Source organism: Streptomyces sp. P9-2B-2, from assembly GCF_030406865.1.
GTDB classification, from domain to species: domain Bacteria; phylum Actinomycetota; class Actinomycetes; order Streptomycetales; family Streptomycetaceae; genus Streptomyces; species Streptomyces platensis.
The window spans coordinates 77,311-101,758 of sequence record NZ_CP129127.1 but is presented as its reverse complement, the minus strand read 5'-3'; the positions used below and the strand labels follow the sequence as shown (position 1 = coordinate 101,758).

Genomic DNA, 24,448 nt, shown 5'->3' with positions numbered 1-24,448 from the left:
GGAGTCTCACGCGGACAGCGTTCGTCGCTCCCCTCGGTGCTGACCCCCGACGCACCGCACCGGACGGCGGACCTGTTGCTCCACACCCACCGGGGCGGAGCAGGGTCAGAGGCCGTCCCCCGACAGTGCGTGAGCGTATTGCGCCATTTGGTGACCACACAAGGGCGGCCCCCGCACAGCCACGCGCCCTTGGTCACGCCCCCGCGCCCTTGCCCCGCCGCGATCGACCAACCCGCTGCAGTGCCGATCCGGGCCCGGAGGTAGTGGAGGAAGGGCTTCGCCGGGTGCGGCTCTTCTTGCTGCGGTGTCCGTCAACGAGGGGTTGCAGCGACCGGCTCCGTGTCACAGGCTCTGGTGTTGTCCTCGTCCTCGCCGACCACTGGGCTGCTGCAACCGGCCCAGGGCACACCTATCGCTGGCGACACATCCTCGACGGTTACGCCTGTCGGGCCGCTCGCCAGCATGCGCGCAGGGCCGTGGTCGCTCCGGCGGCCAGCCGGCGGTCGAAGGTGGCCAATAGTGAGGTGACGGTGGTGGATTCGGTGCCGAGGGTGTCGGCGGTGGTGGTGATGCTCAACCTCATGATGCGGTGCAGGACGGCGGCGTCGGCTTCTGCGGCGGGGACGAGGGAGTACAGGGCGCTCGCGGGGGTGTTGGCGGGGTGTGGGCGCGCTGGATGCGGTGGGTGAGAGCTTCCCAGGCGATGGCGGTGGTGTGGTGGCTGGCCAGGGCCTGGGTCCAGGAGGCCGCCAGGTCGCCCAGGGCGTGCTGGACGGCGTCGGCCGCGGTGTCGTGGTTGGCAAGGAGGTGGTGGGCGAAGTGCTGGTAGATCTCGTGGTGGAGCTGGCAGAAGGCTGCGAAGTCGGCGGGCAGGACCACGGTGATGGCCTGCTCGCCGAGCGGGGGATGCACGGGGGTGGTGTGCGGGCTGGAGCCGTCGGCGGTGAGTGAGGCGGGCGGCATGGTTCCCCCAGGTGTTCGGTGCGGAGTGCGGTGTCGGTGAGTGGGTCAGCCGAAGGCGGCAGCCGGCCAGGACGGCCCGTCTCCGTCGCTGCCGTGATCGGCGGGCGGGGGCGGGGATTTGACGTGTTCCCACAGCGGGCGGATGGCCTGCAGGTCGCCCTGCAGTGCGGTCGTCAGATCCCTGACCACCGGCCAGCGCAGGTGGTAGTCGGTAGGGGGAGCGTCGGTGCTGGTCGCCAGGAGGGCCCCGGCCGCGCGGGCGGTGAGGTGTGCGGTCTTTGGGAGGCGCGGGAGGTCGGGGCTGGATGCGGCCAGGTGCAGTCCGCGCAGGGCGGCTTGAAGGGCACGGACCGCTTCTGCGTAGCTGCGGGCCGGTGGGGGCTGCAGGGAGTGGGCCTGATTCCACAGGAACATCAGGTCTTCCGGGTCGGCCTCGCAGGCGAGGGCGAAGCGCTTGGTGACCTCCCAGCTGGGAGTTCGCTCTCCGGAGGTGATCCGGTAGATGTACGAGGCCGACACCCCGGTGAGGTAGGCCAGGCTCCCCACCGTGTTCTTGCTCGTGCGCCGCAGGTAGGACAGCGCACACGAGAGCGGGTAGCCGGCCTGGCCCGGTAGCAGCGGCTGCGCAGACGAAGGCGTGGTGCCACCGCGGTTCTTGGGCACCGCTGGCTGGCGGGGGCGGGCAGGTCCGCGTTCCATGCGCGCCTTGAGCATCTTGTCCACTCTCTCCAGCGAGTAGTTGGTCTTGAGGGTGCTTTCGGCCGCCCCCATCACCTTCGCAACGTCCTTCCAGATGGCGCCGTCGGCGAGAGCCTGGCGTACGGCGACCGCGGTGATGTCCTCCAGGTCGCGCCGCAGGGCGACGCAGATCTGCAGCATCTCCAGCGGGGCCGCCGGCACCGGACGTTGGGAATTGTTGGCCATCGCCTTGGCCTTGCTCAGCACGGCCCGGGAGAGGCGTACCGAAGCGGCGCTGTAGGAGCGGGGGCTGGAGGGGATGGAGGTACGGCGTCGGTAGCTGGCGCTGCGGCAGCTACCGCTGCAGTACCGGGGAATGCGCCCGGTGGAGTGGGGGCGGGGAAAGACACGCTGGCATCGTTGGCAGCGGAGGGGTCGCTCGTTCTTCCTCATCGACTATCCGTGTGAGAACAGGGATGCGTGAACACGTCGGTTGTGTTCATCCGCAGGGGTTTTCGTGACGTGACAGCAGTGAATATGTCGCTGCCAAGCGCCACGAAACGGCCCGCTTACGGTGGCGGGCTTGACTCGGGCCCGGCCCGGCCGAGGATGCGGCGGGATGGGCCGGGCGTAAGGGCCTGTTAGCTCTGGCGCTGCGAGCGATGACGGAGGTAGGACCGGTTTGCCACGTAGGCGAGCGGCGTCAGCACCACGATCGCGGGCACTGCTGCCGGCCCGTAGATGAGGACAAGACCCAGTGAGGCAACGGCGACGAACGCCCCGGCACCGATGTTGACAGTCGTGTCGACAAGTCCGGGAGTTTGGCGCTCGGGCGTACGGCGCATGCTAATTTCGAACCCGCTGGTCAGACCGGCGAGACGCGAACGAGGGTGCACTCTGACTCCTTGCTTCGTGGTCACAGATGAACGCAAGAGGGCCCTGCGGAATGGTTGGACGCCGCCACAGGGCCCTCTCGCGTTGCCGACCCTAACCCCTCGCATACACAGAGAGCGACGAGTTCGTCACGAAAGCGGGTTTGAGGTTCATCGGCTACACGAAAGCAACATCACCCGTCATGCACTCGGCAATGACGGCGAATTTTCCTACACCAGCGGGCCGCACGTGACGAACTTTGCGATAAGCGACCGCAAATTACATTGTGTCGATATAGTGCCCCGCCGGTTCCGAGCCCATCATGCCCCACAGCTGGAACAGCCACGTGCTACTGGCCGATGTCGATCTACTCGACGTGGAGAGCCCCGGCACACCTTCGCCCCCGCATCCGGCTCTCCGTCCCGGGGCACCGCGAGTCCGCAGCAGAGCAGGGCCGAGGAGTCGTGTCTTCGGAAGGGCCGCTGACGGGCGAGCCGGCAGAGCGCCGCGACGATCCCTGCCAGCGGCGGGCTACGGCGCCGGCGTAAGTGTCACGGTCGCGTCCTTACAGCCCGCGGCCGTTGTGCGCAGGGCTTTGACCTCGGCGCGGTCGGCGGACAGCTTCCAGCGGAGCTTCACCGTGACCCAATCGGTGACGTAAGTGCAGGTGGCGTCCTTCGCCGGCGGCATCCACTCGGCCGGATCCTTGTCGCCCTTGGTCCGGTTCGGGCCCAGGCTGACCGCGACGAGACTGCGCTCGCCCTCCAGGTCATTGGCGTACAGCGCCCGGCGCCCCGGCGTCCACTTCGAGGCGCCGGAGTCCCATGCCTCGGCGAGGGGGACGACGTGGTCGATGTCGAGCTTGCGTGCGTTGGTGACGGTCTTGTCGTCGTAGTACGAGCGCCAGCTGCCGCCGGTCAGCTTGCAGCTCTTGCCCTGCTGTGGCTTCTTCACCGCTTCGGCCAGGAGCACTTCCTTGCGGGTGTCGCAGCCGTCGTGGTCCTCGTCGGTCCACAGGTGGAACTTGTCCCGCTCGTAGCCGGACCTGGCTTCGCGGGTCACCTTCAACCGGCCGATCGCGTCCGTCAGACGAAGGCCGGCCTTGGTGCCGCCGGAGGACGAGGCGCTCGGGTCCGTCGGCGGCGGCTTCGCATCCTCGTGGGAGGCGCTCGGAGTGCACGCGGCCGCGGACAGGACCAGCAACGGGCAGGCCAGAGCCATCAAGCGGCGCGCGGAGGACATAGGGCTCCTAGGTCGGATGAGTACGTCAGCTCCATGGGTCTACCCATCGCACCAGGTGCCGTCAACTGGGATCCGGGCCCCCGCGACGGGCGTTTCACACCACAGCCGCACTCCAACCATGCGTCTGCATCCGCCCCCGGCAGCTTGATGCTTCGTGGAGTAGTCCGCAGTGCGACCTGCTGCCGTCAGCCGGAGGCTGGGGGCATGGAAGCCAAACCACCGATGCCGATGCGGACTGTGTGGCGCGGCGCCGTGTCCTTCGGTCTTGTGGCGGTGCCCGTCCGGTTGGTGGCCGCGACGGAGGAGCACCGTGGCCGCTTCAGGGAGATGCACTCCGGATGCGGTGGCCGGATTCGCCACAAGCGGGTCTGCGAGGTGGAAGGCCCGCAGGAGGAGATCAGTTATGCGGACGTCGGGCGGGCGGTAGAGCTACCGGACGGAGGGCTCGTACCGATCACTGACGAAGACCTGGAACGCCTCCCGCTTCCCACGCGCCACGTGGCGGAGGTGCTCGGATTCGTCCCCGGCACCGAGATCGACCCGATCAGCTACGGCCGCGCCTACTACGCGGCGCCCGAGGGGCCGGCCGCGGACCGCCCGTACGTCCTGCTGACCGAGGTCCTCGCGCGCACCGGCTATGTGGGCATCTGCAAAATCGCCCTCCGCCAGCGCGAACGACTGGCCGTATTGCGCCCACGGCACGGGGTGCTCGTGTTGCAGACCCTGCTGTGGAGCGATGAGGTACGCGAGCCCGGGGACCTGGGCCCGTCGGTGCCCGTCACCGACCGGGAAATGCAGGTCGCCGAGCGACTCCTGTCCGAGCTCACCGGGATCGAGATGCAGCAGCTGGAGGACGAGTACGGTCACGCGCTGGAGCAACTGGTGGCAGCCAAGACGGTGGGAAGCGAAGTCCCGGAGCTGCCGACGCCGCAGCCCGCCGTGGACCTTCTTACCGCACTGGAGCAGAGCGTCCAGGCCGCACGCCGCTCCCGGCAGTGAATGGTCGCGGCGGCCCGGCAGGACGGTGCCTGCCGAGCCCAGCAGGTCACTGAGGCTGAAGTCCGGGCCGCTGCCGCCGAAGCCGTCCGCTACGGCTTCGGACCGCTGATCGACCGTCGGCACGGCTGCGGTGCGGCGCTGGCACGTACGGGTGAAGTTCGCGGTCTCGACGAACCGCTGGCCGGCCGCAGGCATCTGCCCATTCATGAAGATCTCCCCAGAGCATCTGAGCGAGCCGGGTCTGGTCGTCATCAACATCACGGCAGCCGATGAGGCAACCGCCGCCCAGGCCGCCTCCGCGCTCGGCGGACTGTGGCTCTCCAGCGGCCCCTCCGCACCCTGGCGCACCCCCGGCGGGGCCGGCGTCACCGTCCGCGCCTACGCCGACCTACGCCGCACACCACTCCCCCACGGCCGCTTCGGCCCCGACACCGCCTGAGTCGTCCGCCGCGCCTCAGCGGCCCCCGGCCACCGCTGCGATGCCTGCCATGCGCAGCGTGCGGGCGAGATGTTCCACCTCGGGCAGCGTCCCTGTGTAGGTACCGTCCAGGACCCGGTGCGTAAGGGCTGCGATGTTCGCCAGGTCGGTGCCGAGCTGCGCGCGCAGGACCCGCATGAGTACGACGCGGGCCGGGGTGTCCGCCAGGTGGAGCGTGGTCGGCCCGAGGTCAGCAAGCAGACGATCTCTCAGCTGGTGGGGGACGTCGTGGCCGCACGTGGCTGTCGCCTGCCCGCACGCCGCGCAGGCGGACTCCACATCCCAGCGCAACACCCCGGCGACCAAGGCCTGTGTGCCCCAGCACTCCAGCTGCGCGCCGCAGTTCTCGCACACAGCCGTATACGCGACGGATGCGACGACCGGCTCTTCCCTCATCCCGCCCCTCATCGGCTGAGGCTATGTGACCAGCGGGGCTGCAACTTCGGCAGGTTATCTGGTGGACCCGGAATGACTTGCCACCGGCGGTCATTGCTTGCCGTAGCGGAAGACCGGTGCCGTGGTCTTGCTTTCCTGGGCGGCCTTCCCGGGGCGCAGTGTCCACGGCACGGGAAAGGTGTGGGTCAGCCGCTCGTTGTCGACCAGCCGCTTGACGATGAAGGCCCGCAGTTCCCGTGACTCCACAGGCCATCCCAGCCCCGAGCAGAGCTGCGTGATCGACGGGCCGTGGCCGTGCTCGGCCCGCCAGGTGGCGGCGAACTCGGCAGCGTGGTGACCGCGGTCGGGCTGCGTGTCCTTCCACGCGCCGTACGCGGTTCGCACCTTCGGCAGGGCCTGGATGGGCAGACCCGGCTGCATGAACGCCTGTGCCACCCGCTCCAGGGGCAGCGCGCACAGCGGGCAGTGTTCCACCGCCTCGGCGTGACGGCGCAACGCCGGACTCACCCCGTCCTTCCACACCTCCCAGCGCACCCGGACGACCGCCATGCTGTCGTGCGAGCGCGGGTGCAGGCCCGACAGGTGCCGTACGGACTCATCCAGCAGATATCGGTCGTCGGCCAGGTCGACGACGAACCCCTCCGACATCAGATCGGGCAGCGCCTGGCGGCAGTGCTCGGGCATCTCATCGGGCAGCACACCGTGGCGGTCGTTCGAACTGTGGGCGGCCAGGAACAGAGCCGCCAGCTGCGCCTGCGGGGAGAACTTCTTGACCGGTTTCATGGCGAGCGTGCGGTTCATCCATCCCGAAACCCGCGACCGCGCCGTCCCACTGAGCGGCAGCGCCTCAGCCAGGTTCGGCACCGTGACTGCCACGGGGGTCTCGCCATCGCCGCCCAGCGGGTCACCCGCGAATTGCCAGCCCAGAGCGGTGAGAGCGGCAACAGCACCCTCCGCGTCGGTCAGGCGCAGAGAACCCAGGTTCTGACCGGTGATTTTTCCGGTCCTGCCGCGGGCCGCACGGATGGCGATCACCGCGGCCAGGAGCTGCGCGTCGGCACCTGCGAGCGGCATCGAGGCCACGTAGCTCAGGAGAAGGCGGGCGGCGGCTCCGTGCTGGATCGTCAGCAGGAAAGGCTGAGGGGCGCTCCTCTCAGCGGGCGCGAACGGGGCGGGAGAGGTGCTGGAAGGCGTCGGCACGGCCGTACAACGTGTACGGGCGCCCAAGGTCACCGCACATGCCTCCGACAGGGTGCCGCGTGATGATCATCCGCCTCAGCGGCGACGCCGGTCAGGGCCGACGGATCGCCTGCCCGTCAGTGAAAGCCGAGCATTCCGGGTGAGTCGATGTCGACGGTGACCACGCCGGATGGGTAGGCGTCCTCGTTGCCGGTCAGCAGGATCGACATCCCAGTGAACTCGGGGCGTGGCAGTGCGCAGTACAGGGCGTGGCAGGTGTCGGGGCCGCCGTAGCCGTCGCGGATCATGGTGCCGACGCTGACGGCGGCCATCGTGTCGAGGCTGTCGACGACCACGGAGGAGAGGGCGAGGAGGCGCTGCGAGAGGTCTTCTTCGCCAGCTTCGGCCTGCGTCAGGCACAGAGCAGGGATGCTGAGGTGTTCGCCGGGAGTGTTCGCCATGTTGCCGGCCAGGAGATTCAGGGTTTTGTGGCCGCCGGCGAGCGCCCTGACGGCGCTGGTGTCCAGGATGATCACGCTGCGGTGCCCCTGGCGGCCCGGATCTTCTCGGCGGCGATCTTGTAGATGTTGCCGAGCACATCGGGCGCCTGCTCGAACTCCTCGTCGGGGATGTCCACGCCCATCATCCGGCGCACGACCTCCCGGTCAGCGGCCAGCCGTTCTGCCCGCTGTGCCGCGGTCGGCTGCTGGGCGGCAAGCGCTTCTACCAACTGTCCGATGCTCACGCCGCGCTCCTTGGCGAGCTCGGCAAGGTGATCACGAGTCTCCCGCTGCACCTGAATCGTCGTCGAAGCCATAGGTCAATTATAGAGGCTCTACAGCGTCAGAGCTCGGGGTCATCGCGGCACCTGCCGGGACGGTGAATAGTGGCGCTCACCTGCCGTTCACGTGGCCAGGAGCCAGCGCCGTGCACTTCGCGCCGCTGCGCTGCCGGGGCATACCGCTTGCCAAGCGGCGCAAGGGCATTCTCGACGCCCGGCCGGGTGCGGCAGAGCCTCGCCGGCGCTCCCGGCCGCGCATACCGGGCGGCCGGGGAAGCTTGCAGGATCAGGGAGGCCTGCGGTCACAGGCTGGTCAGGGCGAGCTGCTGGAGCTGCGGGCCGGCGCTCTGGGTGTCTGCGGCGCGTTCGAGGCGGTCAGTGATGTCGCTGCACTGGGTGACCAGGCCCGCCTTGTTCTCGTCGAGCATCTTCTTGGCCCAAGGTTGGGCGTCGGCGAGGGAGCTGATCAGGAAAACGAGCTTGCCGTGCTCGGCGGCCAGGCGTGCCTGCATCTTCGCGCCGGAGGTGCTGGAGGCTTCGATGACGACGCTGCCCAGGGTGGTGCCGGAGGTGACGACGTTGCGGCGCGGGAAGGTGTACTTCGCGGGAGGGCTGGTCGGCCAGAACTGGCTCAGTAGCGCACCGTCAGAGGCGAGGATGGCCTTGGCGAGCGACCGGTTCTCGGCCGGGTAGATGGCGGCAGCAATGCCGGTGCCCATGACGGCGAAGGTCCGGCCGCCTGCGGTCAGGGTGGCCTGGTGGGCGGCGGCGTCGATGCCCTTGGCCAGTCCGCTGGCGATCGCGACGTCGTGCTCGACAAGCTCGCGGGCCATCCGTGCCGCTCGGCGCAGTCCGTCCTCGGAGGCCTGACGGGTGCCGACGACGGCAATAGAGCGGGCGTCACGCTCGCTGAGCTCGCCACGGTAGAAGAGGAACGGCGGCAGGTTGCCGATCACGCGCAGGTTCGCCGGGTAGTCCTCGTCGAGGGCCGTGACCAGTCGGGCACCGGCTTCGCTGGCTGCGGCCAGCTCCGCGTCGACGCGGGCACGGGCGTCGTCCAGGCCTGCGGCCAGGGCCTGTTGCAGCAGGGGGCGGTTCTTGGTCGCGGCACGCGAGTCCTCGCGCAGCTGCCCGTCCATGAGCGCGGCCAGGCCCTCGGGGCTCTGGGCGCTGCGGGCGAGCAGGCTCCAGTCGAGGGTGGCGTCGCCGACGCGCAGCGCGCACAGGGTCAGCAGATCGTGCTGGGCAGCGGTGATATCGAGGTCCATCAGGTGTCCTTCTACTCGTGGCCCCGGGATGTTCGAAGGATGAAGCGGTGTCTCGGGCCACTTCCATCATGGCGTACGGGAGCCGTGGGCGGGCCCGAAGGGTGCTGGCGAGGCGGTATACCGGATGAGGTGCAGACTCAGTCGGTGTTCTGTGCGGCGGCCGCGAAGTGAGCCATGGCGGCCGTCAGGGAATCCTCCGGGCCCGGACCATAGGTTCCTGAGAAGACCGTGGACACGAAGTCGGCAGCCGAGAGGTTACTGACCGTGTATGGGTCGATCGCGACGCCGGAGTCGTTCGAGGTCGTGGGGCGCAACGCGTAGTTGGTGTGGCGGGAGCCGTACTTGCCGACCGTCAAGGCGATGACCTGCGCTGCTCCGGCTTTGCTCAGGAGGATGCGCGCCCACTCGATCGACTTTCCCTCGGTGGTGAAATCGTCGAAGACGATCACTGTCTTGCCCGTCAGCCTCCCCCGGTACCTCGGGTTGACCCGGACAGTGCGGGCCTGGGCAGCTATGGAGATGTCCGCCGTGCTCACCTGGCCCCTGTTCATCTTCACCCGCTCCAGGCTGGTGTCCGGGGCTTGGGTGACGCGCTCCAGGAGGTCCTCCATGTAGCGGGAGCCGACCATCACCTTGGCGTTGGTGAGGAACCCGGCGAGCTGCGCGCTGACCCGGCCCGGCGAGCTGCTGGGGTAGACGCAGAAGAGGCTGCGGTGGGGCAGTGCGCCGTCGAGGTAGGCGGAGGCCAGCAGGCGCAGCATCAGGATGTCGCGGGCATCCTGGTTGCCGACGGAGATGGTCTGCCCCCGGGTGAAGACGTCCTGGAGCTGGAAGGTCCCACGGGTCTGCGGGAAGCGGACGTTGGGGGTAAGCAGTGAGCGGATCTTAAAGGCGCGGGCATCGTCACGGGCGAAGGCCCAGCGGGGCTCGTCCAGGAAGAAGTGCTCCAAGAGCTCACCGACGTCCGCCGGCTCGGCGGCCGACAGGGTGATCATGCCCTTGCCGTCGCGGACGTAGTTGGCCCAGCGGGCGAGGACATGAACGACGCCAGCGTTGATGCCCGTGCGCCAGTCCCACTCCGAGGTGCCGACGAGCATGATCTGGTTCGTACGGAGCTTGAGGCAGTCGGCGACCGTCTCCAGCCAGACACCGCTGCCGCGGGCCGGCGCGCCGGGAATGTCGTCGCGGGACAGGTGGAGGGCGGGAGCGGGCAGGCCGGCCGCCATCATGGCGGCTTCGGCATCGACCGGATTGCTGGTGAGCAGCACGAAGGAGATGCCGTGTTCGTCGAGCCACTGAAGGAGATCGGCGATCCCGTCGTAAGCGCGCCCGGCTCGCAGGACCGCCTTGTGGTCGAACACGACCGCGCGCACCGTGCTGCTGTCGTCCATCCCCGCCCCTTCCCCAGCGCCGTGATCACGATCTGCCCCTCCCACCATGATCTCAACCCGTCTGGCTGCGTACCTGCGGTTTCCACTTCCCGCCTCCTCGAGGTACTCACGACGGGTTCTGACCCGTATCCATTGCCCGGCACGGAGATCCCGCCGAACTCCCCCGTCCCGGCACCTCGATCACACAGCAGCGCGCCGCCATCGGGCCGGCCGACTCATCAATTCCGCCTGTGCAGCAGTCAGGGGCACGGACGGCGCAGGGAAGAGTGACACTGACCGTAATGCGGCGTTAGGTGTGCTGTGTCAACGCCTGCTATCGCCACCGCCCCCACTCCGCTGCCATTCCTGCTCACGACCCAGCAAGGTCAGGCGGCACGCACTCTCCTGTCGTACGTGGCCGCACTTCCGCTGCCCTCCCCCGATTCCCAGCTACTCGCGGTCGTTGTGGCCATCAGGGCCGCGCGAGGCGGAGTCGGCAACATCACGGGCATAGACCTCCGGTCGCTGAGGCTCTCAGACCCAGCCCAAGCCGTTGCCGCTCTCCGCGGCCTGGAATGGCAGATTCCTGACCCGCTGCTCGACGGAGACCCGGAGACCCCTGTCCCGGTGACAGTGCCTGCCCTCGCCGCTGAGACGCAGCACCCACTGCCGTTCGGCAAGCAAACACGCTCCCGGGTTTCTGGGTGGACCACGCGCACACTGACCTCGAAACCGGTCAAGAAGACCCTGCCGCCCACACGACTCGCAGCGCTATTCCTGGCTGCGCACAGTTCCTCCAAGCTCCATGGGAACCTCCCCGACGACCTGCCCGAAGCCTGCCGCGCCGCTCTCCCCGAACTGCTGAACAAGAAGTTCATCACCGAACACTCCGGGGGCTTCTACCGACTCGCCCCAGAGATGCGGCACTTCGCCGGCATGCTCCGAGACCCCGCCGAGCCCGAGGAGGCCGCGGCGACAAAGACACCGAGCCGCACCCTCGAGCGGCCGCAGATCAGCACGGCTGAGTGGACGCAGTGGAAGAGCAAGGCTGCTCCGGCCCTGCGGCGGCATGTCGAGGCGGTCGAGAGCTGCTCCGTGTGCGCGCTGTCTCTCGATCAGGTGGCGGGCGCCTTCACAGCCAACGCCTCCGTTATTCCGTCACCGCGGTATGTTCGGGAGGCATACGGCGCCTGGAAGGGGGAACACCCCGACCGCGGCCCGCTGGCAGCGCAGTACACCGTTGCGTTCCGCGCGGAGCACGGCCATGGCCCGTCTTACCAGCAGTTGTGCACCGGACTGGGCTGGGAGCTGCCACGGAGCCTGCGAACCTTCATTGTGCGCCGGCTCCTGGTGAACGAATGGCTGACCGATACTGCACCCGTGCCGTGGACACTACGACCGGGGAAGACCGCCCAATCCGATGGGATCGTTCTACCGGAGAAATCCCCGCTGCCCACCCGCTGAGGCCGGACTCGTAGACCGCCCGGGCCCGGTCACCGGCCGGCGAGAGCCGAATGACGTCCTCGTCTTCGTCCGCCTGGTGGGCCTCTCCGATCAGCACCCGCTTGCACGGGATGCGCGGGAGTCGAGGGCGGTCAGGAGCGGGACGCCGATGACGACGCCGAGGTAGCCGGAAGCGAGCAGGGAAGTGCCCAGATCATCCGCGACGTTGGGCAGCAGGCCCATCATCACGAATTCCGTGGTGCCGATTCCGGAGGCTGAGATCGCGAGCGCGAGCAGAGCCAGGGGGCCGTGCACGAAGGGTGGGACGTTGTCCTGGGCCTGAGAGCTGCACGGCCCGGAAGGCCCCTCGGCGTGGGGCGGCGGGCTCTACAGCGTCAGGTGCCGCCATCGCGCACCTGACGGGAGGGCCGCTCATCCCGGCACCAGAGCGGGCGGCCACCCCGTCGAGACGTGCTGGACTTCTACGGCCAGATGCCGACCCTCGAGGAGACGGCTGGGCGCGGCGACGGCTCGTACTCGACGACGGTGACAGGCTCGCCTTCCGTGATCTTCCGCAGGGCATGTTCGAATGTGGGGGATGGTGCCGGCGGTACGCGAGAGCACTCGGACTTCCCTGATGCGCGCCGGTGTGGAGCTGAGCTTGGCACTCGCTGTTTGTCAGCCGTAGCAACGAGCGTTCGGACCGGCCCGGCCGTTCTACGGGACGACCAGTATGCGGCCCAGCTGTGCACGGCTCTCCAGCAGCCGGTGCACCTCGGTGGTCTCGGTCAGCGGCAGCCGGGCGTGGACCGCTGTGCGTAGCAACCCCTGGGCCGCGTACTCGGTAAGTTCAGCCAGGTCCTTCACGGCGCGCTCGGCGTCGGCCGCATGCGCGGCTATGAGGGAGAACCCCATGACGGACCTCAGGGCGAACAGGTCGGTGACGGGGATGCTGCCGAGCTCTCCGCTCGCGGCTCCATACGTCACGAGCCGTCCGTACGGGGCCAGTAGGTCCAGGCTGCGGCGCAGGATGTTGCCGCCGGCCGCGTCGAGGACGACGTCCACGCCGCCGGGTGCGGCCGTGCGGGCCTGCTCCGGCCAGTCCTCATCGGTGTAGTTGACGCCGATGTCGGCGCCGTGGGCGCGGGCGAAGTCCAGCTTGGCGGCCGTACTGGCCGTGGCGATGACCGTACCCGCACCGAGTACCTTCGCGAGCTGCACGGCGAGGTGGCCGATGGCGCCCGCGGCGGAGTGAACCAGTACGGTCTCGCCGGGCGCCAGCCGCCCGGCGTGCAGCACGCCCAGGGCCACCGGTGCCACCATCGGGAGCGCGCTGGCCGTGCCCGCGTCGAGCCCGTCGGGTACCGGGACGAGCCACTGTGCGTCCGCGAGGATGAGGTCGCAGAACGCGTCCTCGGAGGCCGTGGCGACCTGCTGTCCGATCAGGGCCGGATCCGTGTCCGGCCCGACCGCCTCGACCGTGCCCACCACGTCGCCGGTGAGGGACCTGGGTAAGGGCCGCGGGTAGAGCTCGGTCTGGGCCATGCCGCGCCGGAGCTGGGTGTCCACGAAGTTGGCGCCGATCGCTTCGGCCCGGATGAGCACCTGCCCCGCCTCTGGGACGGGAACGGGGACTTCTTCCAGGGTGAGGACCTCGGGGCCACCGTAGGAGTGGTAGCGGATTCGTCGCATGGCAGATCTCCTTCAACAAGAGGGTGCTCTAAACTGGACTGGCGGTCCAATTCGACCGTACTGGACCGTCGGTCCAGTTGTCTACGGATCGCGGTCCTGGATGAGGAGCTAGCTGATGGCGGAAGTCCGTCGTGAACGCGCCGACGCGGCACGTAATCGGCACGCGATCCTGAAGGCCACTGAGAGCCTCCTCTCCGAGCACCCTCCGGAGCAGGTGTCGATGGAGCGCATCGCTGCCGCGGCCGGGGTCGGGAAGGGCACGGTGTTCCACCGCTTCGGCAGCCGCGCGGGCCTGATGCGAGAGCTGATGCTGGAACGAGCCCACGCCCTGCGTGAATCGGTCACGGACGGCCCCCCGCCGCTGGGCCCGGGAGCCCCGCCCAGGCAGCGGCTGCTGGCCTTCCTCGACGCGGTCGTGGACGTGGTCGGCCGCAACAAGGGTCTGCTGGCCGCTCTCGGCCAGGCGGCGACAGCCCCCCGCGACGCCCAGGAGGACTCGCGCGAACAGCACTCGGTCTACGGGTTCTGGCACGGCCACATCAGCGAGCTGATCACCGAGGAACGCTCTGACCTGGACGCCGAGTTGCTGGCCCATATCCTGCTCGGCGCTCTGCAGAACGGGCCGATCGTGCGCCTGCTGGGGCAAGGAGAGGCTCAACGGCTTGCGGTGTCGCTACGGCTGTTGGTCACCGGCATGCTGGAGGCGTAACGGCCCGCCGGCGGCCGCGCCACCTCACGGCCGAAGACCGCCCATCTCCCACTCGGTTGTCACTAGTGCCTGTGTCAGCAGGCATCACCCGTTGGTACTACTGTCCCGGGCTCTTCGAAGCCCTGGGTCAGGACACCTTGTTGAGCAGCGACGAATTAGGGCCGGGGACTGGAAGCGGAGCATCAGCCACGGCGCCAGTCCCCGACCCTGCTCAGCCAGCACAGGGCCGACAACGCGCCGGAGCTCCAGCACCACTACCGCCAACGCCCGTGCGTGACCGTCGTGGCCGGTCGTTCGTTGGGCTGGTGCGTCCATCACATCCGTCCCCGCGGATGGGGCTGAAGGGCATGAGCCGACCGGCTCATGCCCTTCACTTCTCTCCGCACTGCGCTGCTCCCGTTGTGCCGTGACCGAACCGAGCACGGCCAGTTGTGCCCGTCATGAGTGACATCGATGACCGGCTCCTGGCACTGGTCGACAGCGTCGTCGCCTACGACGAGAAACGGCTACCCCTGCTGACCTTGCGCGAGGCCCGCGCCACGATCGAGCTGCTGCAGCTGCTCAGCGCCAGCAACGGCGCAGGATCCTACGCAGCCCGGCACCTGGCCGGGAACCTGGCCCGACGGCTCCCTGCCGAGGAATGCTGATGGAGGGCATTCGGCCTGCACGCGCCTGACCTGCGGCTGGCCAAGCCACGAAGGCCACGCCCCGAGACCTCGTCGACGGGGCGGCTTCGTGCTTGCGGCCTTCCCCATTGACCTGCCCAGGTCGACTTCCCCGGCGGGCAGTGCCACCAGGTCCGCCGGGTGGTAGCGGTCAGGCATGGTGCTACAGGTTCCCGAGCCGATGCTGGCGGCGCCGGTCACTGTGCTACCGGCGGCCGGGGTGGCGTACGAGGCCAAGTGGGACGGGTACCGCTGCCTGCTCGCCCGGCACTCCGATGGGCGCAGGTAGAACTGCGCTCGCGACGGGGCACCGCGCTGACGGTGGCGTTCGGCGACATCGCGGCGGCCGCGCAACGCGACCTGCCCGAGGGCGGTGTCCTCCTCGATGGCGAGCTGGTGGTCTGGCACGAGGGCCGGCTGGCCTTCGACCGGCTGCAGCGTCGCATGAACCGCACCGCCGCCGCGGTGGCGCGCGAAATCCGCGAAGCCCCCGCCCACTTCGTCGTATTCGACCTGTTGCACGTAGCAGGCGAGAACCTGATGGCGCAGCCGTACCTGCGGCGGCGCGAGAGGCTGGAGCGACTCTTCGCCGAGGAGGGGCTGAGGCCGCCGTGGACGCTGTGCCCGATGACGCTCGAGCGCGCCGAGGCGGAACGCTGGATGCGCGAATGGGCGGCGGCCGACGTCGGTCTCGAAGGCATCGTGGCGAAGAAGCTCAACCAGCCCTACCGCCCGGCGGCCAGGTCCTGGAGCAAACTGCGGATCCGGCACACCACGGAAGCCGTGATCGGCGGCGTCACCGGCACACTGGCCCGTCCCACCGGCGTGCTCCTGGGCCGATACGATGCCTCCGGCCGCCTGCGGTACGTCGGCCGCAGCACCCCACTGTCAGCACAGGCTGGCAGGCAGCTCGCCGGCCAGCTGAAGCCCGCGGCAGCAGACCATCCCTGGCACGGACGCTCCTTCTCGGCGGGCTGGGGCTCGCGCGAGACGCTCTCCGCCGACCTGACCAAGCCCGATCTGGTCGCCGAAGTCAGCGCCGACACCGCGATGGATGCCGGCCGGTGGCGACACCCCGTCCGACTGCTGCGGGTACGGGCCGACATGGCGCCGCAGGACGCCCCGCTGTCCGGCGGGGAGTGATCGGCAAGGGCGGGATGGGCGGTCGCGGCGGCGCGCGCCTGGACGCCCGGCCAGGGGCGATCATCCCGGCCAGCTTGTCCAGCGCTGCGCGCCACCGGCGCAGGAGGAGCGGGTGGCGCAGTTCGACGGTGTTCGCAGCTCAACGTCCTGCCCGTTGTGGGCCGTATAGGCCCTCGACAGAAGTTCTTCCTCGGCGCTCACGACGACCCCTGGTCCTCGAATCGCCGGCCCGGCTCGTCCGCGGCTGCCATTACAGGCTCAGCAGCAGGTCGCGGACCGCGGCGGGCTGGGACAGGAACGGGTGGTGGCCGGCGTCGAGCTCGACGACGCTGCCGGCGCGGCGGGCGAACTCGCGTTGCAGCCGCGGCGGGGTGCCCCGGTCCTGGGCGCAGACGAGGTACGTCGAGGGCACCTGCTGCCATGCGGCCGCCCCGACCGGCTGCCCGGTCACCTGCACGCTCTGCCGGGCGAGGTGGTCCGCCGCCTGCGCCTGGACCCCGGGATCGCAGTCCTGCAGGAACGTGTCCACGAGCAGCTCGGGGCGAACCCCGAACGTGCCGGCGTCGGGGTCGACGTCGAGGAACGGGGCGGGGCTGCCGTCCGCGAACTCCGACAGGCTCTGCCCGACCTCGGGCAGGTAGCTGGAGACCAGCAGCAGGTGGCGCACCGACCCGATTCCCGCAGCGGCCTCCGCAGTGACGACACCGCCGTAGCTGTGGGCGACCACAACGGTCGGCAGGTCGCCAGCCTGCAGCACCTGCCGCACCGCGGCAACATCCTCGGGCAGCCCCGGACCACCGACACCGCCGGGCAGGCCCGCCTCGCCGCAGCTCGGCAGCGCCGGGGCCACGCTCAGCACCCCCCGCTCCTGCAGCAGCTCGGCGGTGCGGTGCCACCACCACGACCCGTCCCGCACGCACGCCCCATGCACGAACACGACCCTCATCGCCACCTCCACGTCTGCCTTGACTGCCTTTCGATCGGTCCGGGCAGCCTTTTGCGTTCGAGGGGATGGGTCAGCTGGCGTCAGGGTTCTTGCCCACGAGCTGGGAGAGCAGCTCCAGGATCTGCGCGTTCCCGGTTCGCACCTCGCCCGCCAGAGAGTCGAGGCGGGCGTTGACCGCGGCGAACCCGTCGCGCACCTCACGACGCAGCGCCGCTTGGCCCTCGATGACCGCAGCGAAATTCCCGCCGGTTTGTACCTGCAGCGCCTCGACACGGTCCTCGACCGCCTCGGTACGGCGCGTCAGCGCATCAAGCTCGCCGTGTGCGATGGGGTCCTCGGCCACGGGGGGCACTCCTGCCAGATCATGGAAATCAGCGGTCATCAGGCGCTCCACGATATCGCGCCGACCGAGACCCGTACTCACTCATTCAGCCCAGCAAGCCATCGAAGCCGCGGCCGCCAGCAGTGCAGCACCGACCGTCGCGTCAGCCGTCGGTGATCTCGTCCAAGAGGTGCGGTCCTGGTGAGCAGGGTCGAGCCAGGCTTCCCAGCGGCGGTCATCGGAGACGTGCCGTTCGTCCGGCCGACGCCCTCTGGTGCACACACGCTGAGTCATCGGACAATCACGGCAATGGTCATGGTCTGATGGCAAGGGGGCGGCTCATGGGTGTGCTGTGGAAACTCGAACCGGCGACAGCGGCCAAACACCGGCTCTACCAGCGGTATTTGGATGCCTGGTGGCCGATCCTGCTGCAGACGTCGCAGAGGACCGGCTATGCGCGGCCGCGGGTGACGCTGCTGGATGCCTTCGCCGGCCCCGGCCGCTACGAGGGGAGGGAGCCGGGCTCGCCCGTCTTCATCCTCGACCGCCTCTTGAACCACGACGCGGTCGACCGCATGAACCTCAGCCCTCGCAGGGTCCACCTCGTCTTCATCGAGAAGGACCGGGCGCGGCACGCGCACCTGGTCGCCGAGCTCGAAGCATGCTTCGGCCCGCTGAAGGATCTACCCGTACGTGTGGAGGTCCGCCGTGGCGAGGCAGGCCGCGACAGCCTCGCCGTCCTGGACGAACTGGGGGCCTGGGGCAACCCGATTCTGGGGATCTTCGACAGCTGGGGCAACGTCAACGTCCCTCTCGGGGTGATGTCGCGGATCGCCCGCAACCGTTCCAGCGAGGTCATCACCACCTTCGGGCCCAACTGGTTCAGCCGCCGCGAGGAACTCAACGCCGACACCCTCGACACCGTCTTTGGCGGCCGCGGCTTTTGGACGCCGGCCGATGCCGAACTCCGTTCCGACGAGCGCTGGCGGGTGTGGCTGCGCACTTACCGCGATGCGCTGCGCCGGGCCGGCTTCGGCTTCCAGCTGCAGTTCCGGCTGGTGCCCCGCACCGGCAAGCACCTCTATCTCGTCTTCGGCACGGGCAGCCCCGCTGGCCTCAAAGCGATGAAGGAGGCGATGTGGAAGGTGGACGACCGCGACGGTGAGAGCTTCCACGACCCACGCACCCGAGGCGCCGAGCCCGACGGCCAGCTCGCCTTCCGCCAGCTCGCCGAGTATTCCGACCCCGAGCTGCTAGAGCTGGTCACCCAACGCCTGAGGGTCGGGACGGCCACGGTGGAGGAAATCGGGGACTGGCTACTGCGGGAAACCGCGCGCTGGATGCCCAAGCACGCCCTCAAAGCGGTGCGGGAGCTGCGCGGGGACGGCGCGGTGGTGCTGCAGTCCCCGGGCAAGCTCACCAACAAGAGCAGGGTCAGCCTGCCGGCACCGGTGCGGTCATAGGCAGCTGGTCCCACGTCTGCCCCTGCAGTGTGCGGCCGCCGGCCTTCGGGGTGCGTCCACCCCATTGTTTGAAGAAAAACGCCACCTGCGCGGCCGCGCAGGCATCCCGGATCCCGGTCACCCAACCCTCCTCCAGCGGGCGGTGCCCGGGCCCGGATTCCCCACCGGCAATCACCCAGTCGATGCCTTCCAGGTCGAGCCCCTCCAGCGGACCGAGCAGCGGTTCGCACGACAGGAACCGCACAGCCGCCGGGACTTGACGTAGATCGTCAACCCGGGGCAGCTCCTTCGCGCTCTCCACTGAGACGCCCATCCAAAGGTTCTCCGGCCACTCCAGCCGCCCGGCAACTTGTCGTAGCCGGCGGGCGCGCTTGGTCAGGAGCTGGTAGGTGTGCTGCGGGGTATCCGCGATCACCTCAAAGACCTGCCGCACGTAGTCGAGCGGCACCCGCGCGTGGAACAAGTCGCTCATAGAATTTACGAACACGGTGCGCGGACTCTTCCATCCGTACGGCACACGCAGCGTGTCAGGGTGCAGCGTTAGATCGAACCCAGGCCCGGAAGTGCGGGGGTCGCCGTCGCTCTGGTATTTCGCTGACCCCATCGCCTTCAGCCGCTTCGCAAGGGTCAGCGCGTAACAGTTGTGCGTGCAGATCCCTTCCGCGATAAATGTGCCCGTCGAGGTTTGAATGTCGATGAGCTCGCGGACAGGCCCCCGTTGCAGTCCTGTCACTTCAGCTACGGGGGTCTCCAAGAGGCGCCCGTAGAAGTCGGAGAGCTTTCGTTCAAGGGCTGGAGCGATGGCCGTGAGGAACCGGATGCGCGTATCGAGGTCGCCCGTGAGGCGCGCTGTCGGACAGGCCCGCTCCCACTTCTCGATCTTGAAGGTGAAACCGAGGTCAGCGCCGTAAGCCTCAACGCGTTCGAGGACTCCGTTGTCTTTGCGCTGGCTGATGCGCAGGTTCCTGTCGTACATGCCGTCGGTGTCGAACATCCCGGCTAGCCAGCCAGCCTTCCATTCCTCCGAGGAACGGGCCTCCAAGACGTCAGCGATCTTGGCGAGTGTCTTCAGTGCTCGAGTTTCAACCTTGATCATCGGCGATGGGCCGCTGTTCGTGAACGGCTTGACCTCAAGAGGTACGTCAAAGGTCGCCAAGTACCGGACCAGTCGATCAAGGATCGGGCGGTCCGTAGCCAAGACGGCGATGCGCCAGTAGGACTGCGGATACCCGAGCTTGTCCGAGCGCCAGGCGGGGTCCCAGCGGAAGGTGCCATCCCCCTGGGTCGCGCCTGCAATGTAACCCGCTTGGTAATCGGACGACTCGCAGGCGGCCCGGCGGTCGGTATCTCCCAACACGCGGAGGCGCGTGCCGAGGCTCAGTCGGGCCGTCTCACGCCACCAAGGGCGCACCTGAGCGAGCCACTTGTGATCGTCGCTCGCGACGACCCGCCGGGAGCCAACCTGTAGCTCGACGGTGGGAGCTTCTCGGGTCCAGACGTGTTCGACGACAGACCGCTCGACGACCCTGTTGCGGCCGGGGCCTGGGAGGTCTGTGAATCCGACGAGGACATCACCGATTTTTGCTTCGCCGATCGGGCGCCAGGTCATATCGGCGTAAAGCACCAGTGTCTCGGGAGCAAGGCAGTTGTCGCACCCTTTCGACACCCGGTCGCAGCCGGTCGTCGGGTTCCATGTGGCCTCGGTCCATTCGATCGCGCTGCCGTCACTCACCGCTCGCCCCTCTACTCTGCGCCGGCTGTACCGGTAACTGTCCAACGACTGCTGCCGGTTGCCCGATACCGGCATCCAACCACCGGCTCATGGGGCAGACGACGGAACTCCCTAAATCGAACATGCGAACCCTTCCCTTCCGAGGTGAACTGTCTTCACGCGGCTGCTCCCGCCCGCCGGATCCGAGCCCGCGCCGGCCTCGGACCGGTGACGGATGCGGGACCGGTCGCTCCGGTCGTCATGCCGGTCGCTCCAGTCGCTGCGGGGTGCTGCTGACTCGGCCAGCCCGCTCATCAGCCAGACGTCTCAGGGCGCGTGCCCGGGTGGTGTCTGCCGCCCTCTGCCGTGCGGCACGCTCGCGCCGCTCTTCCACGACTGCCTGCCCGTCGCCGAACAGCTCCTCCGGTTCGCGTGCCTGCTGGCGGGTCTGCCGCTCGGCCGCTGCCTGGATCGTCGGGTCCACGGTCGTCGGCGTGCGGCTGGCACGGTGGGCGGCGAGCGCGCGCAGGTAGCCGGCCGGCGGCGTCCGGCGCTCCACTGGCGCGGCGGGCGCGGCTGGCTGTGGGGCCGGGCCGGCAGCCGCCGTGGCGGGTCCGGTCTGCACGGGCGCGGGCGGCAGGACGCGCAGGGTGCGGACGTTCACGTTGGCCACCTGCTTGTTGGCGGCCGCGATCAGCTTCGGCGTGCTCTAGCGCAGCTTCGTGCCGTATGCGGGGGCGTCGGGGGCGACGTCCAGGCGGCCGGTGTCCGCGTCGAACTTCACGGCCTGGACGTGCCCGGCGAGTTCGGGCGCGGCCGCGGCGAGGATGTCGTCGAACCGGGCGAGGACGCTTCCGCCGGCCGCCGGGGCGACCATGCCGCGCTCGGTCATCATGATGCCGATCGCCGCGCCGAGCCCGAGCGGTTCGCGGCCGTCACGGCGTACGACCGTGCCGGTGCGCCGCTTCGGCTTCGCCTTGCGGGTGGCGCTGTTCTTCTTCGCTGCCTCCCGGGCGGCGATCAGGGCCTGGCGCGCGAGGTCGACCCCGCTCAGCTCGCCGGTCATGCGAGCACCGCCTCGGCCGTGTCGTCGTCCAGCGGGCGCATAGCAAGGTCGGGCAGCCGGTCCGTCCACGGCGCGGCCGCAGTCGTCTCGGTGCGGGCGGCGGCCTGCACGCGCAGCTGCTCCAGCCGCTCGGCCAGCAGGTACTGCGCGGTGCGCTCCCGGGCGGCGTCGGCGGCCTTCGTCGCGGCGGCGATGGCATCCGCGCCGTTCGGATTGTGCTTGTGCCAGCGGCGGTTCTGCTCGGTCGCGTACGCCCGCCGGGCCTCGGCTTCGGCTTCCTCGGTCTGGCCAAGGCGGTTGAGGGCTCTGCTGTGGTACTCCGGCAGCGCCTGCTGCACCGCCTGGAGCGCGGCGAAGGCGATCGCGGACGCCGCCAGGGCCGGGTCCTCGTCCAGCTCGCCCGGCTCCACCAGCTCCAGGAACTCGCGCCGGGCACGCTCGATGTCGGTCTCCAGCGCCGTCCTCGCGTGGGCGGCGACGGCGGTGACGTCGCCCTGGTTGTCCAGGTCGGCGGACCAGGTGGCCGCGACCATGCCGGCCTCCACCGTCAGGGCCTCGGTCCGGCGCCGGTAGCCGCACGCCTCGCACAGCCCGGCTGACCGCTGAAGCCCGCAGTCCTCGCACGGCAGGGCCTGGCGGAGCTCGGCGTCGGCGGCCGCGGCCTGACGCTCGCGCTGGGCCTGCTCCCGCGCAGCCGCACGGGCTGCATCCCGCCGGGTCTCCTCGGCTGCGGCTTGCTCACGCCGCCGTACGAAGTCCTCCGCCTCGAGGGCCGCCTGTGCGCGCAGCCGTTCTTCGAGGACCTGGAGGCGCTCGCCGTCATCCAGACCGGGCAGCTGCCGGTCGACCTCCGCCGCGATCCTCGCCCGCCGGGCACGCCGGAGGTGGACCACGTTGCCGCAGGACGCGCAATCGCCGCCGGTGTCCAGCCGGATCCCGTCGTCGCACCGCCAGTCCGAGCAGGCCGGCCGCTGCACCAGCCCCTTGCGGATCAGCCATCCGTACGGGCCGGTGACCAGGGCCTCGCCGCCGGTCTCCGACAAGCGGTCGGTGAGCCGGTCGGCCAGCAGCTGCGGCGCCTCCTCCGGCCGCATCAGCATGCCCGCCAGCCGCTTCACCTGCGCCTTCGCGGCCGCTTCGACCTGGTCCTGCTGCCAGCCACTGAGCCGCTCCCACAGCCCCTCGACCGGCCCCAGAGCCACCCGCAGACCAAGATCAGCCGGAAGGCCCCCCCTCCGCCGCTGCTGCGCCTTTCCACCACCAGCGGCCTTCGGCCGGCCCCCGGTCCCAGCCCCGGCAGCACGCTGCCCATCCTGCTCGTCGACCGGGGAATCTGTGGGCTTTTCCCCGCGCAGCGGGCCGCCCTCAGCCACCGGCGACCCGATCGAGGCAACGGCGTCCTCGCCGCTGACGACCTGGTCCTCGCGCACGGACAGGCGTTCCGGCCGACGGCCGTCAGTCCCACGGCCTTCGCCGGAAAAGCGACCAGAGAGCGGCACAGGAACTACGGGAGTAACCACAGAAGCGTGGTCTGCGTGGAGCTCTGCACCATCGGGACGCTCCTGATCCGCCGCATTCTCGGTGCCCTCAGCACCGCAGATCCCCGACGTACCAAGGGCACCAGCAGCACCGGCCCGACCATGATCTCCGAACGCACCATCGGGACGCGCCGAAAACACCGCCCCGGCCCCCTGGACAACCTCCACAGAGGCCACAGCGCGACCGTACGCGCGGGCGATCGGCAGCAGCATGACGCGGCCCCGGCCGTTCATCCGCGTCCCGGTCGCCTTGCGCTGCCGCGCCACGACACCGGCCTCCGTCAGCCGCGCCAGGACCTTGCGCGCCCCGGACGGCGAGCAGCCCAGCAGCCGCGCCAGCGTCGCCGCCCCGCGCCCCTCGCGCTTCTTCACCGAGCCGCCGCACAGCTGCAACCAGCCCGAAGCCCGCGTGTTCAGCACCATCAGCAGCAGCCCGAGCCGATCGGTCGCCGCCCCCCTGCCCGTACGGTCGGCCAGCAGTCCCGGCAGCGTCGGCTCCTTGTCCTTCGGCGACCAGCCGGGCCCGAACAGGGCCTCGATGAGGCGCAGCAGCACCGCGAGCTCCGCCTTCGACAGGGCCAGCGGGTGCCCCGCTCCCCCACTCTTGCGCGCGTTCCACAGCGGCATGACCAGGCAGTCCAGCCCGGTCGGGTGCCCCTTGGCATCCGTCACCACTCGGGTGCGCAGCGCCCCCGAGTCGCGCAGCACCGGCAGCACCTTGTGGTGGACCGTCGACTCCTTCACGCCCAGCCAGCGGCCCAACTCCGCGCCCCAGATCGAGGTCTGAAGGTCGGTCTTCTCGCCCTTGGGCGCCCGCGACTTCGCATACAGCACCACCGCCGCCAGCTTCGGTACGTCCTTCAACCCGGCCACCGACGGGTCCGCCAGCAGAGCCCGCACCGCGGCGAGCAGCCGCAGTCGCATCGCCCGCCCCAGGCGCAGCGCGTCGCCCAGGCCGCCATCGCTCGGCTGCCCGGAGGCCGGCACTGACGCCAGATGCCGTCCCGGCCGCCGCGGACCGGGCACTCGAACGTTCTGCGCGGCTGCCGCCGCGACGGCACTCACTGGTGCCCCCGGAGCGAGGTGGCGGACATGGTCGGTGTGTGGAGAGGAGCCATGCCGCCGACAGCATCATCCAAACCGGACAGGTCGATCTGAGCGGACTGAGCAGGGGCGACGTACGACGAGATCACGTACAGAGAAGGGAGCGTCGAACGGCCAGATGTGACAGGCAACCCGAAAAAGATCATGCGGCCACGCTGAACCGGAGTGCATGTGGACAGAGGACGCCCACGGAGCACGGCCGCGCCGGGCGGCTGGAAGGTGTCGTCGCTGGTGGCGGAAACCGACCGATGCGACAGCAAAAAATGCTCAATCCGCGCCATTCGGGCATGGGTGGGCTGGCAAAAGCCAAACCGTTGATGCAAGATGACACCGTCTTCCTGTGGGAGGGCATGACGAAGCCCCTCGTGGTGCTTTGGGTTCTGGAGAACCAAGATCGAACTGTTCGACCGGCTGCAACC

At 69.5% G+C, this 24,448-nt stretch carries 25 protein-coding genes and 3 pseudogenes; 8 read left to right on the top strand and 20 right to left on the bottom strand.

Annotation, left to right across the window (positions count from 1 at the left end; genetic code table 11):
* Positions 1-436: 436 nt before the first annotated feature.
* The 4 genes from QT196_RS39050 to QT196_RS39035 form a co-directional block, all read right to left on the bottom strand.
* On the bottom strand, positions 437-583 hold the full coding sequence (locus tag QT196_RS39050) for a hypothetical protein (protein WP_290356932.1): 147 nt from the start codon (positions 581-583) through the stop codon (positions 437-439).
* Positions 580-963, bottom strand: a complete 384-nt coding sequence (locus tag QT196_RS39045; protein ID WP_290356931.1) for a hypothetical protein — start codon at positions 961-963, stop codon at positions 580-582. Before QT196_RS39045 ends, QT196_RS39050 begins: the two co-directional genes overlap by 4 nt.
* A gap of 45 nt (positions 964-1,008) precedes the next feature.
* On the bottom strand, positions 1,009-1,887 hold the full coding sequence (locus QT196_RS39040; protein ID WP_290356930.1) for a helix-turn-helix transcriptional regulator: 879 nt from the start codon (positions 1,885-1,887) through the stop codon (positions 1,009-1,011).
* Between the two features lie 1,158 nt (positions 1,888-3,045).
* Positions 3,046-3,756 carry an HNH endonuclease family protein gene (locus tag QT196_RS39035; RefSeq protein WP_290356929.1) on the bottom strand — a complete coding sequence of 237 codons (711 nt, stop codon included), beginning with the start codon at positions 3,754-3,756 and terminating at the stop codon, positions 3,046-3,048.
* Positions 3,757-3,960: 204 nt separating this feature from the next.
* Here QT196_RS39035 and QT196_RS39030 point away from each other — a divergent pair, with 204 nt between their 5' ends.
* Both QT196_RS39030 and QT196_RS39025 read left to right on the top strand, forming a co-directional pair.
* Positions 3,961-4,755: a Ku protein gene (locus QT196_RS39030; RefSeq protein ID WP_290356928.1), complete on the top strand. Its 795-nt coding sequence runs from the start codon at positions 3,961-3,963 to the stop codon at positions 4,753-4,755.
* A gap of 205 nt (positions 4,756-4,960) precedes the next feature.
* Positions 4,961-5,194: a DUF6207 family protein gene (locus QT196_RS39025; protein ID WP_290356927.1), complete on the top strand. Its 234-nt coding sequence runs from the start codon at positions 4,961-4,963 to the stop codon at positions 5,192-5,194.
* 15 nt (positions 5,195-5,209) lie between these two features.
* Here QT196_RS39025 and QT196_RS39020 read toward each other — a convergent pair whose 3' ends face one another.
* The 6 genes from QT196_RS39020 to QT196_RS38995 all read right to left on the bottom strand — a co-directional run bounded on the left by QT196_RS39020 (position 5,210) and on the right by QT196_RS38995 (position 10,248).
* A complete protein-coding gene (locus tag QT196_RS39020) occupies positions 5,210-5,629 on the bottom strand; it encodes a hypothetical protein (RefSeq protein WP_290356926.1) in 420 nt (139 codons plus the stop codon).
* Positions 5,630-5,719: 90 nt separating this feature from the next.
* Positions 5,720-6,703 (bottom strand): hypothetical protein, encoded by a 984-nt coding sequence (locus tag QT196_RS39015; RefSeq protein WP_290356925.1) that lies wholly within the window; start codon positions 6,701-6,703, stop codon positions 5,720-5,722.
* Between the two features lie 242 nt (positions 6,704-6,945).
* Positions 6,946-7,344: a hypothetical protein gene (locus QT196_RS39010; protein WP_290356924.1), complete on the bottom strand. Its 399-nt coding sequence runs from the start codon at positions 7,342-7,344 to the stop codon at positions 6,946-6,948.
* The gene (locus tag QT196_RS39005) at positions 7,341-7,625 is read right to left on the bottom strand and encodes a hypothetical protein (RefSeq protein WP_290356923.1); all 285 of its coding nucleotides are present in this window, start codon (positions 7,623-7,625) and stop codon (positions 7,341-7,343) included. The genes QT196_RS39010 and QT196_RS39005 overlap by 4 nt, the downstream gene beginning before the upstream one ends.
* 266 nt (positions 7,626-7,891) lie before the next feature.
* Positions 7,892-8,857, bottom strand: a complete 966-nt coding sequence (locus tag QT196_RS39000; RefSeq protein ID WP_290356922.1) for a DNA-processing protein DprA — start codon at positions 8,855-8,857, stop codon at positions 7,892-7,894.
* 137 nt (positions 8,858-8,994) lie between these two features.
* Positions 8,995-10,248: a hypothetical protein gene (locus QT196_RS38995; protein WP_290356921.1), complete on the bottom strand. Its 1,254-nt coding sequence runs from the start codon at positions 10,246-10,248 to the stop codon at positions 8,995-8,997.
* Between the two features lie 393 nt (positions 10,249-10,641).
* Between QT196_RS38995 and QT196_RS38990 the strand changes: the two genes are divergently transcribed.
* On the top strand, positions 10,642-11,691 hold the full coding sequence (locus QT196_RS38990) for a hypothetical protein (protein ID WP_356948510.1): 1,050 nt from the start codon (positions 10,642-10,644) through the stop codon (positions 11,689-11,691).
* Positions 11,692-11,805: 114 nt separating this feature from the next.
* On the opposite strand, the pseudogene QT196_RS38985 reads toward QT196_RS38990, so the two are convergent.
* Positions 11,806-11,985, bottom strand: a pseudogene (locus QT196_RS38985) (MFS transporter); the annotation flags it as partial.
* A gap of 402 nt (positions 11,986-12,387) precedes the next feature.
* Positions 12,388-13,362, bottom strand: a complete 975-nt coding sequence (locus QT196_RS38980; RefSeq protein ID WP_290356920.1) for a zinc-binding dehydrogenase — start codon at positions 13,360-13,362, stop codon at positions 12,388-12,390.
* Between the two features lie 115 nt (positions 13,363-13,477).
* Between QT196_RS38980 and QT196_RS38975 the strand changes: the two genes are divergently transcribed.
* The 4 genes from QT196_RS38975 to QT196_RS38960 all read left to right on the top strand — a co-directional run bounded on the left by QT196_RS38975 (position 13,478) and on the right by QT196_RS38960 (position 15,879).
* Complete coding sequence (locus QT196_RS38975; protein WP_290356919.1) at positions 13,478-14,071, top strand: TetR/AcrR family transcriptional regulator; 594 nt, start codon at positions 13,478-13,480, stop codon at positions 14,069-14,071.
* Positions 14,072-14,511: 440 nt separating this feature from the next.
* Positions 14,512-14,718, top strand: coding sequence for a hypothetical protein (locus QT196_RS38970; RefSeq protein WP_290356918.1), 207 nt, complete (start codon positions 14,512-14,514; stop codon positions 14,716-14,718).
* 175 nt (positions 14,719-14,893) lie between these two features.
* Complete coding sequence (locus tag QT196_RS38965; protein ID WP_290356917.1) at positions 14,894-15,025, top strand: hypothetical protein; 132 nt, start codon at positions 14,894-14,896, stop codon at positions 15,023-15,025.
* A gap of 32 nt (positions 15,026-15,057) precedes the next feature.
* Entirely contained in the window at positions 15,058-15,879 is an 822-nt protein-coding gene (locus QT196_RS38960; protein WP_290356916.1) for an ATP-dependent DNA ligase, read from the top strand.
* Positions 15,880-16,129: 250 nt separating this feature from the next.
* Here the strand turns inward: QT196_RS38960 and QT196_RS38955 are convergent, their stop codons facing one another.
* Positions 16,130-16,825 (bottom strand): alpha/beta hydrolase, encoded by a 696-nt coding sequence (locus tag QT196_RS38955; RefSeq protein ID WP_290356915.1) that lies wholly within the window; start codon positions 16,823-16,825, stop codon positions 16,130-16,132.
* Positions 16,826-16,895: 70 nt separating this feature from the next.
* Positions 16,896-17,207, bottom strand: a complete 312-nt coding sequence (locus QT196_RS38950; RefSeq protein ID WP_290356914.1) for a hypothetical protein — start codon at positions 17,205-17,207, stop codon at positions 16,896-16,898.
* A 281-nt stretch (positions 17,208-17,488) separates the two neighbouring features.
* Here QT196_RS38950 and QT196_RS38945 point away from each other — a divergent pair, with 281 nt between their 5' ends.
* Positions 17,489-18,610, top strand: coding sequence for a three-Cys-motif partner protein TcmP (locus tag QT196_RS38945; protein WP_290356913.1), 1,122 nt, complete (start codon positions 17,489-17,491; stop codon positions 18,608-18,610).
* On the opposite strand, the pseudogene QT196_RS38940 reads toward QT196_RS38945, so the two are convergent.
* The 6 genes and pseudogenes from QT196_RS38940 to QT196_RS38915 all read right to left on the bottom strand — a co-directional run.
* Positions 18,582-19,253: pseudogene (locus QT196_RS38940) on the bottom strand (phage Gp37/Gp68 family protein); the annotation flags it as partial. The gene QT196_RS38945 and the pseudogene QT196_RS38940 sit on opposite strands and share 29 nt — an antisense overlap.
* Before the next feature lie 993 nt (positions 19,254-20,246).
* A pseudogene (locus QT196_RS38935) lies at positions 20,247-20,342 on the bottom strand (DUF5131 family protein); the annotation flags it as partial.
* A 238-nt stretch (positions 20,343-20,580) separates the two neighbouring features.
* Positions 20,581-20,985, bottom strand: coding sequence for a hypothetical protein (locus QT196_RS38930; protein WP_290356912.1), 405 nt, complete (start codon positions 20,983-20,985; stop codon positions 20,581-20,583).
* 45 nt (positions 20,986-21,030) lie between these two features.
* Positions 21,031-21,387, bottom strand: a complete 357-nt coding sequence (locus QT196_RS38925) for a hypothetical protein (protein WP_290356911.1) — start codon at positions 21,385-21,387, stop codon at positions 21,031-21,033.
* A complete protein-coding gene (locus tag QT196_RS38920) occupies positions 21,384-23,951 on the bottom strand; it encodes a hypothetical protein (RefSeq protein WP_290356910.1) in 2,568 nt (855 codons plus the stop codon). Before QT196_RS38920 ends, QT196_RS38925 begins: the two co-directional genes overlap by 4 nt.
* 35 nt (positions 23,952-23,986) lie before the next feature.
* A complete protein-coding gene (locus tag QT196_RS38915; RefSeq protein ID WP_290356909.1) occupies positions 23,987-24,421 on the bottom strand; it encodes a hypothetical protein in 435 nt (144 codons plus the stop codon).
* Between the last annotated feature and the right edge of the window lie 27 nt (positions 24,422-24,448).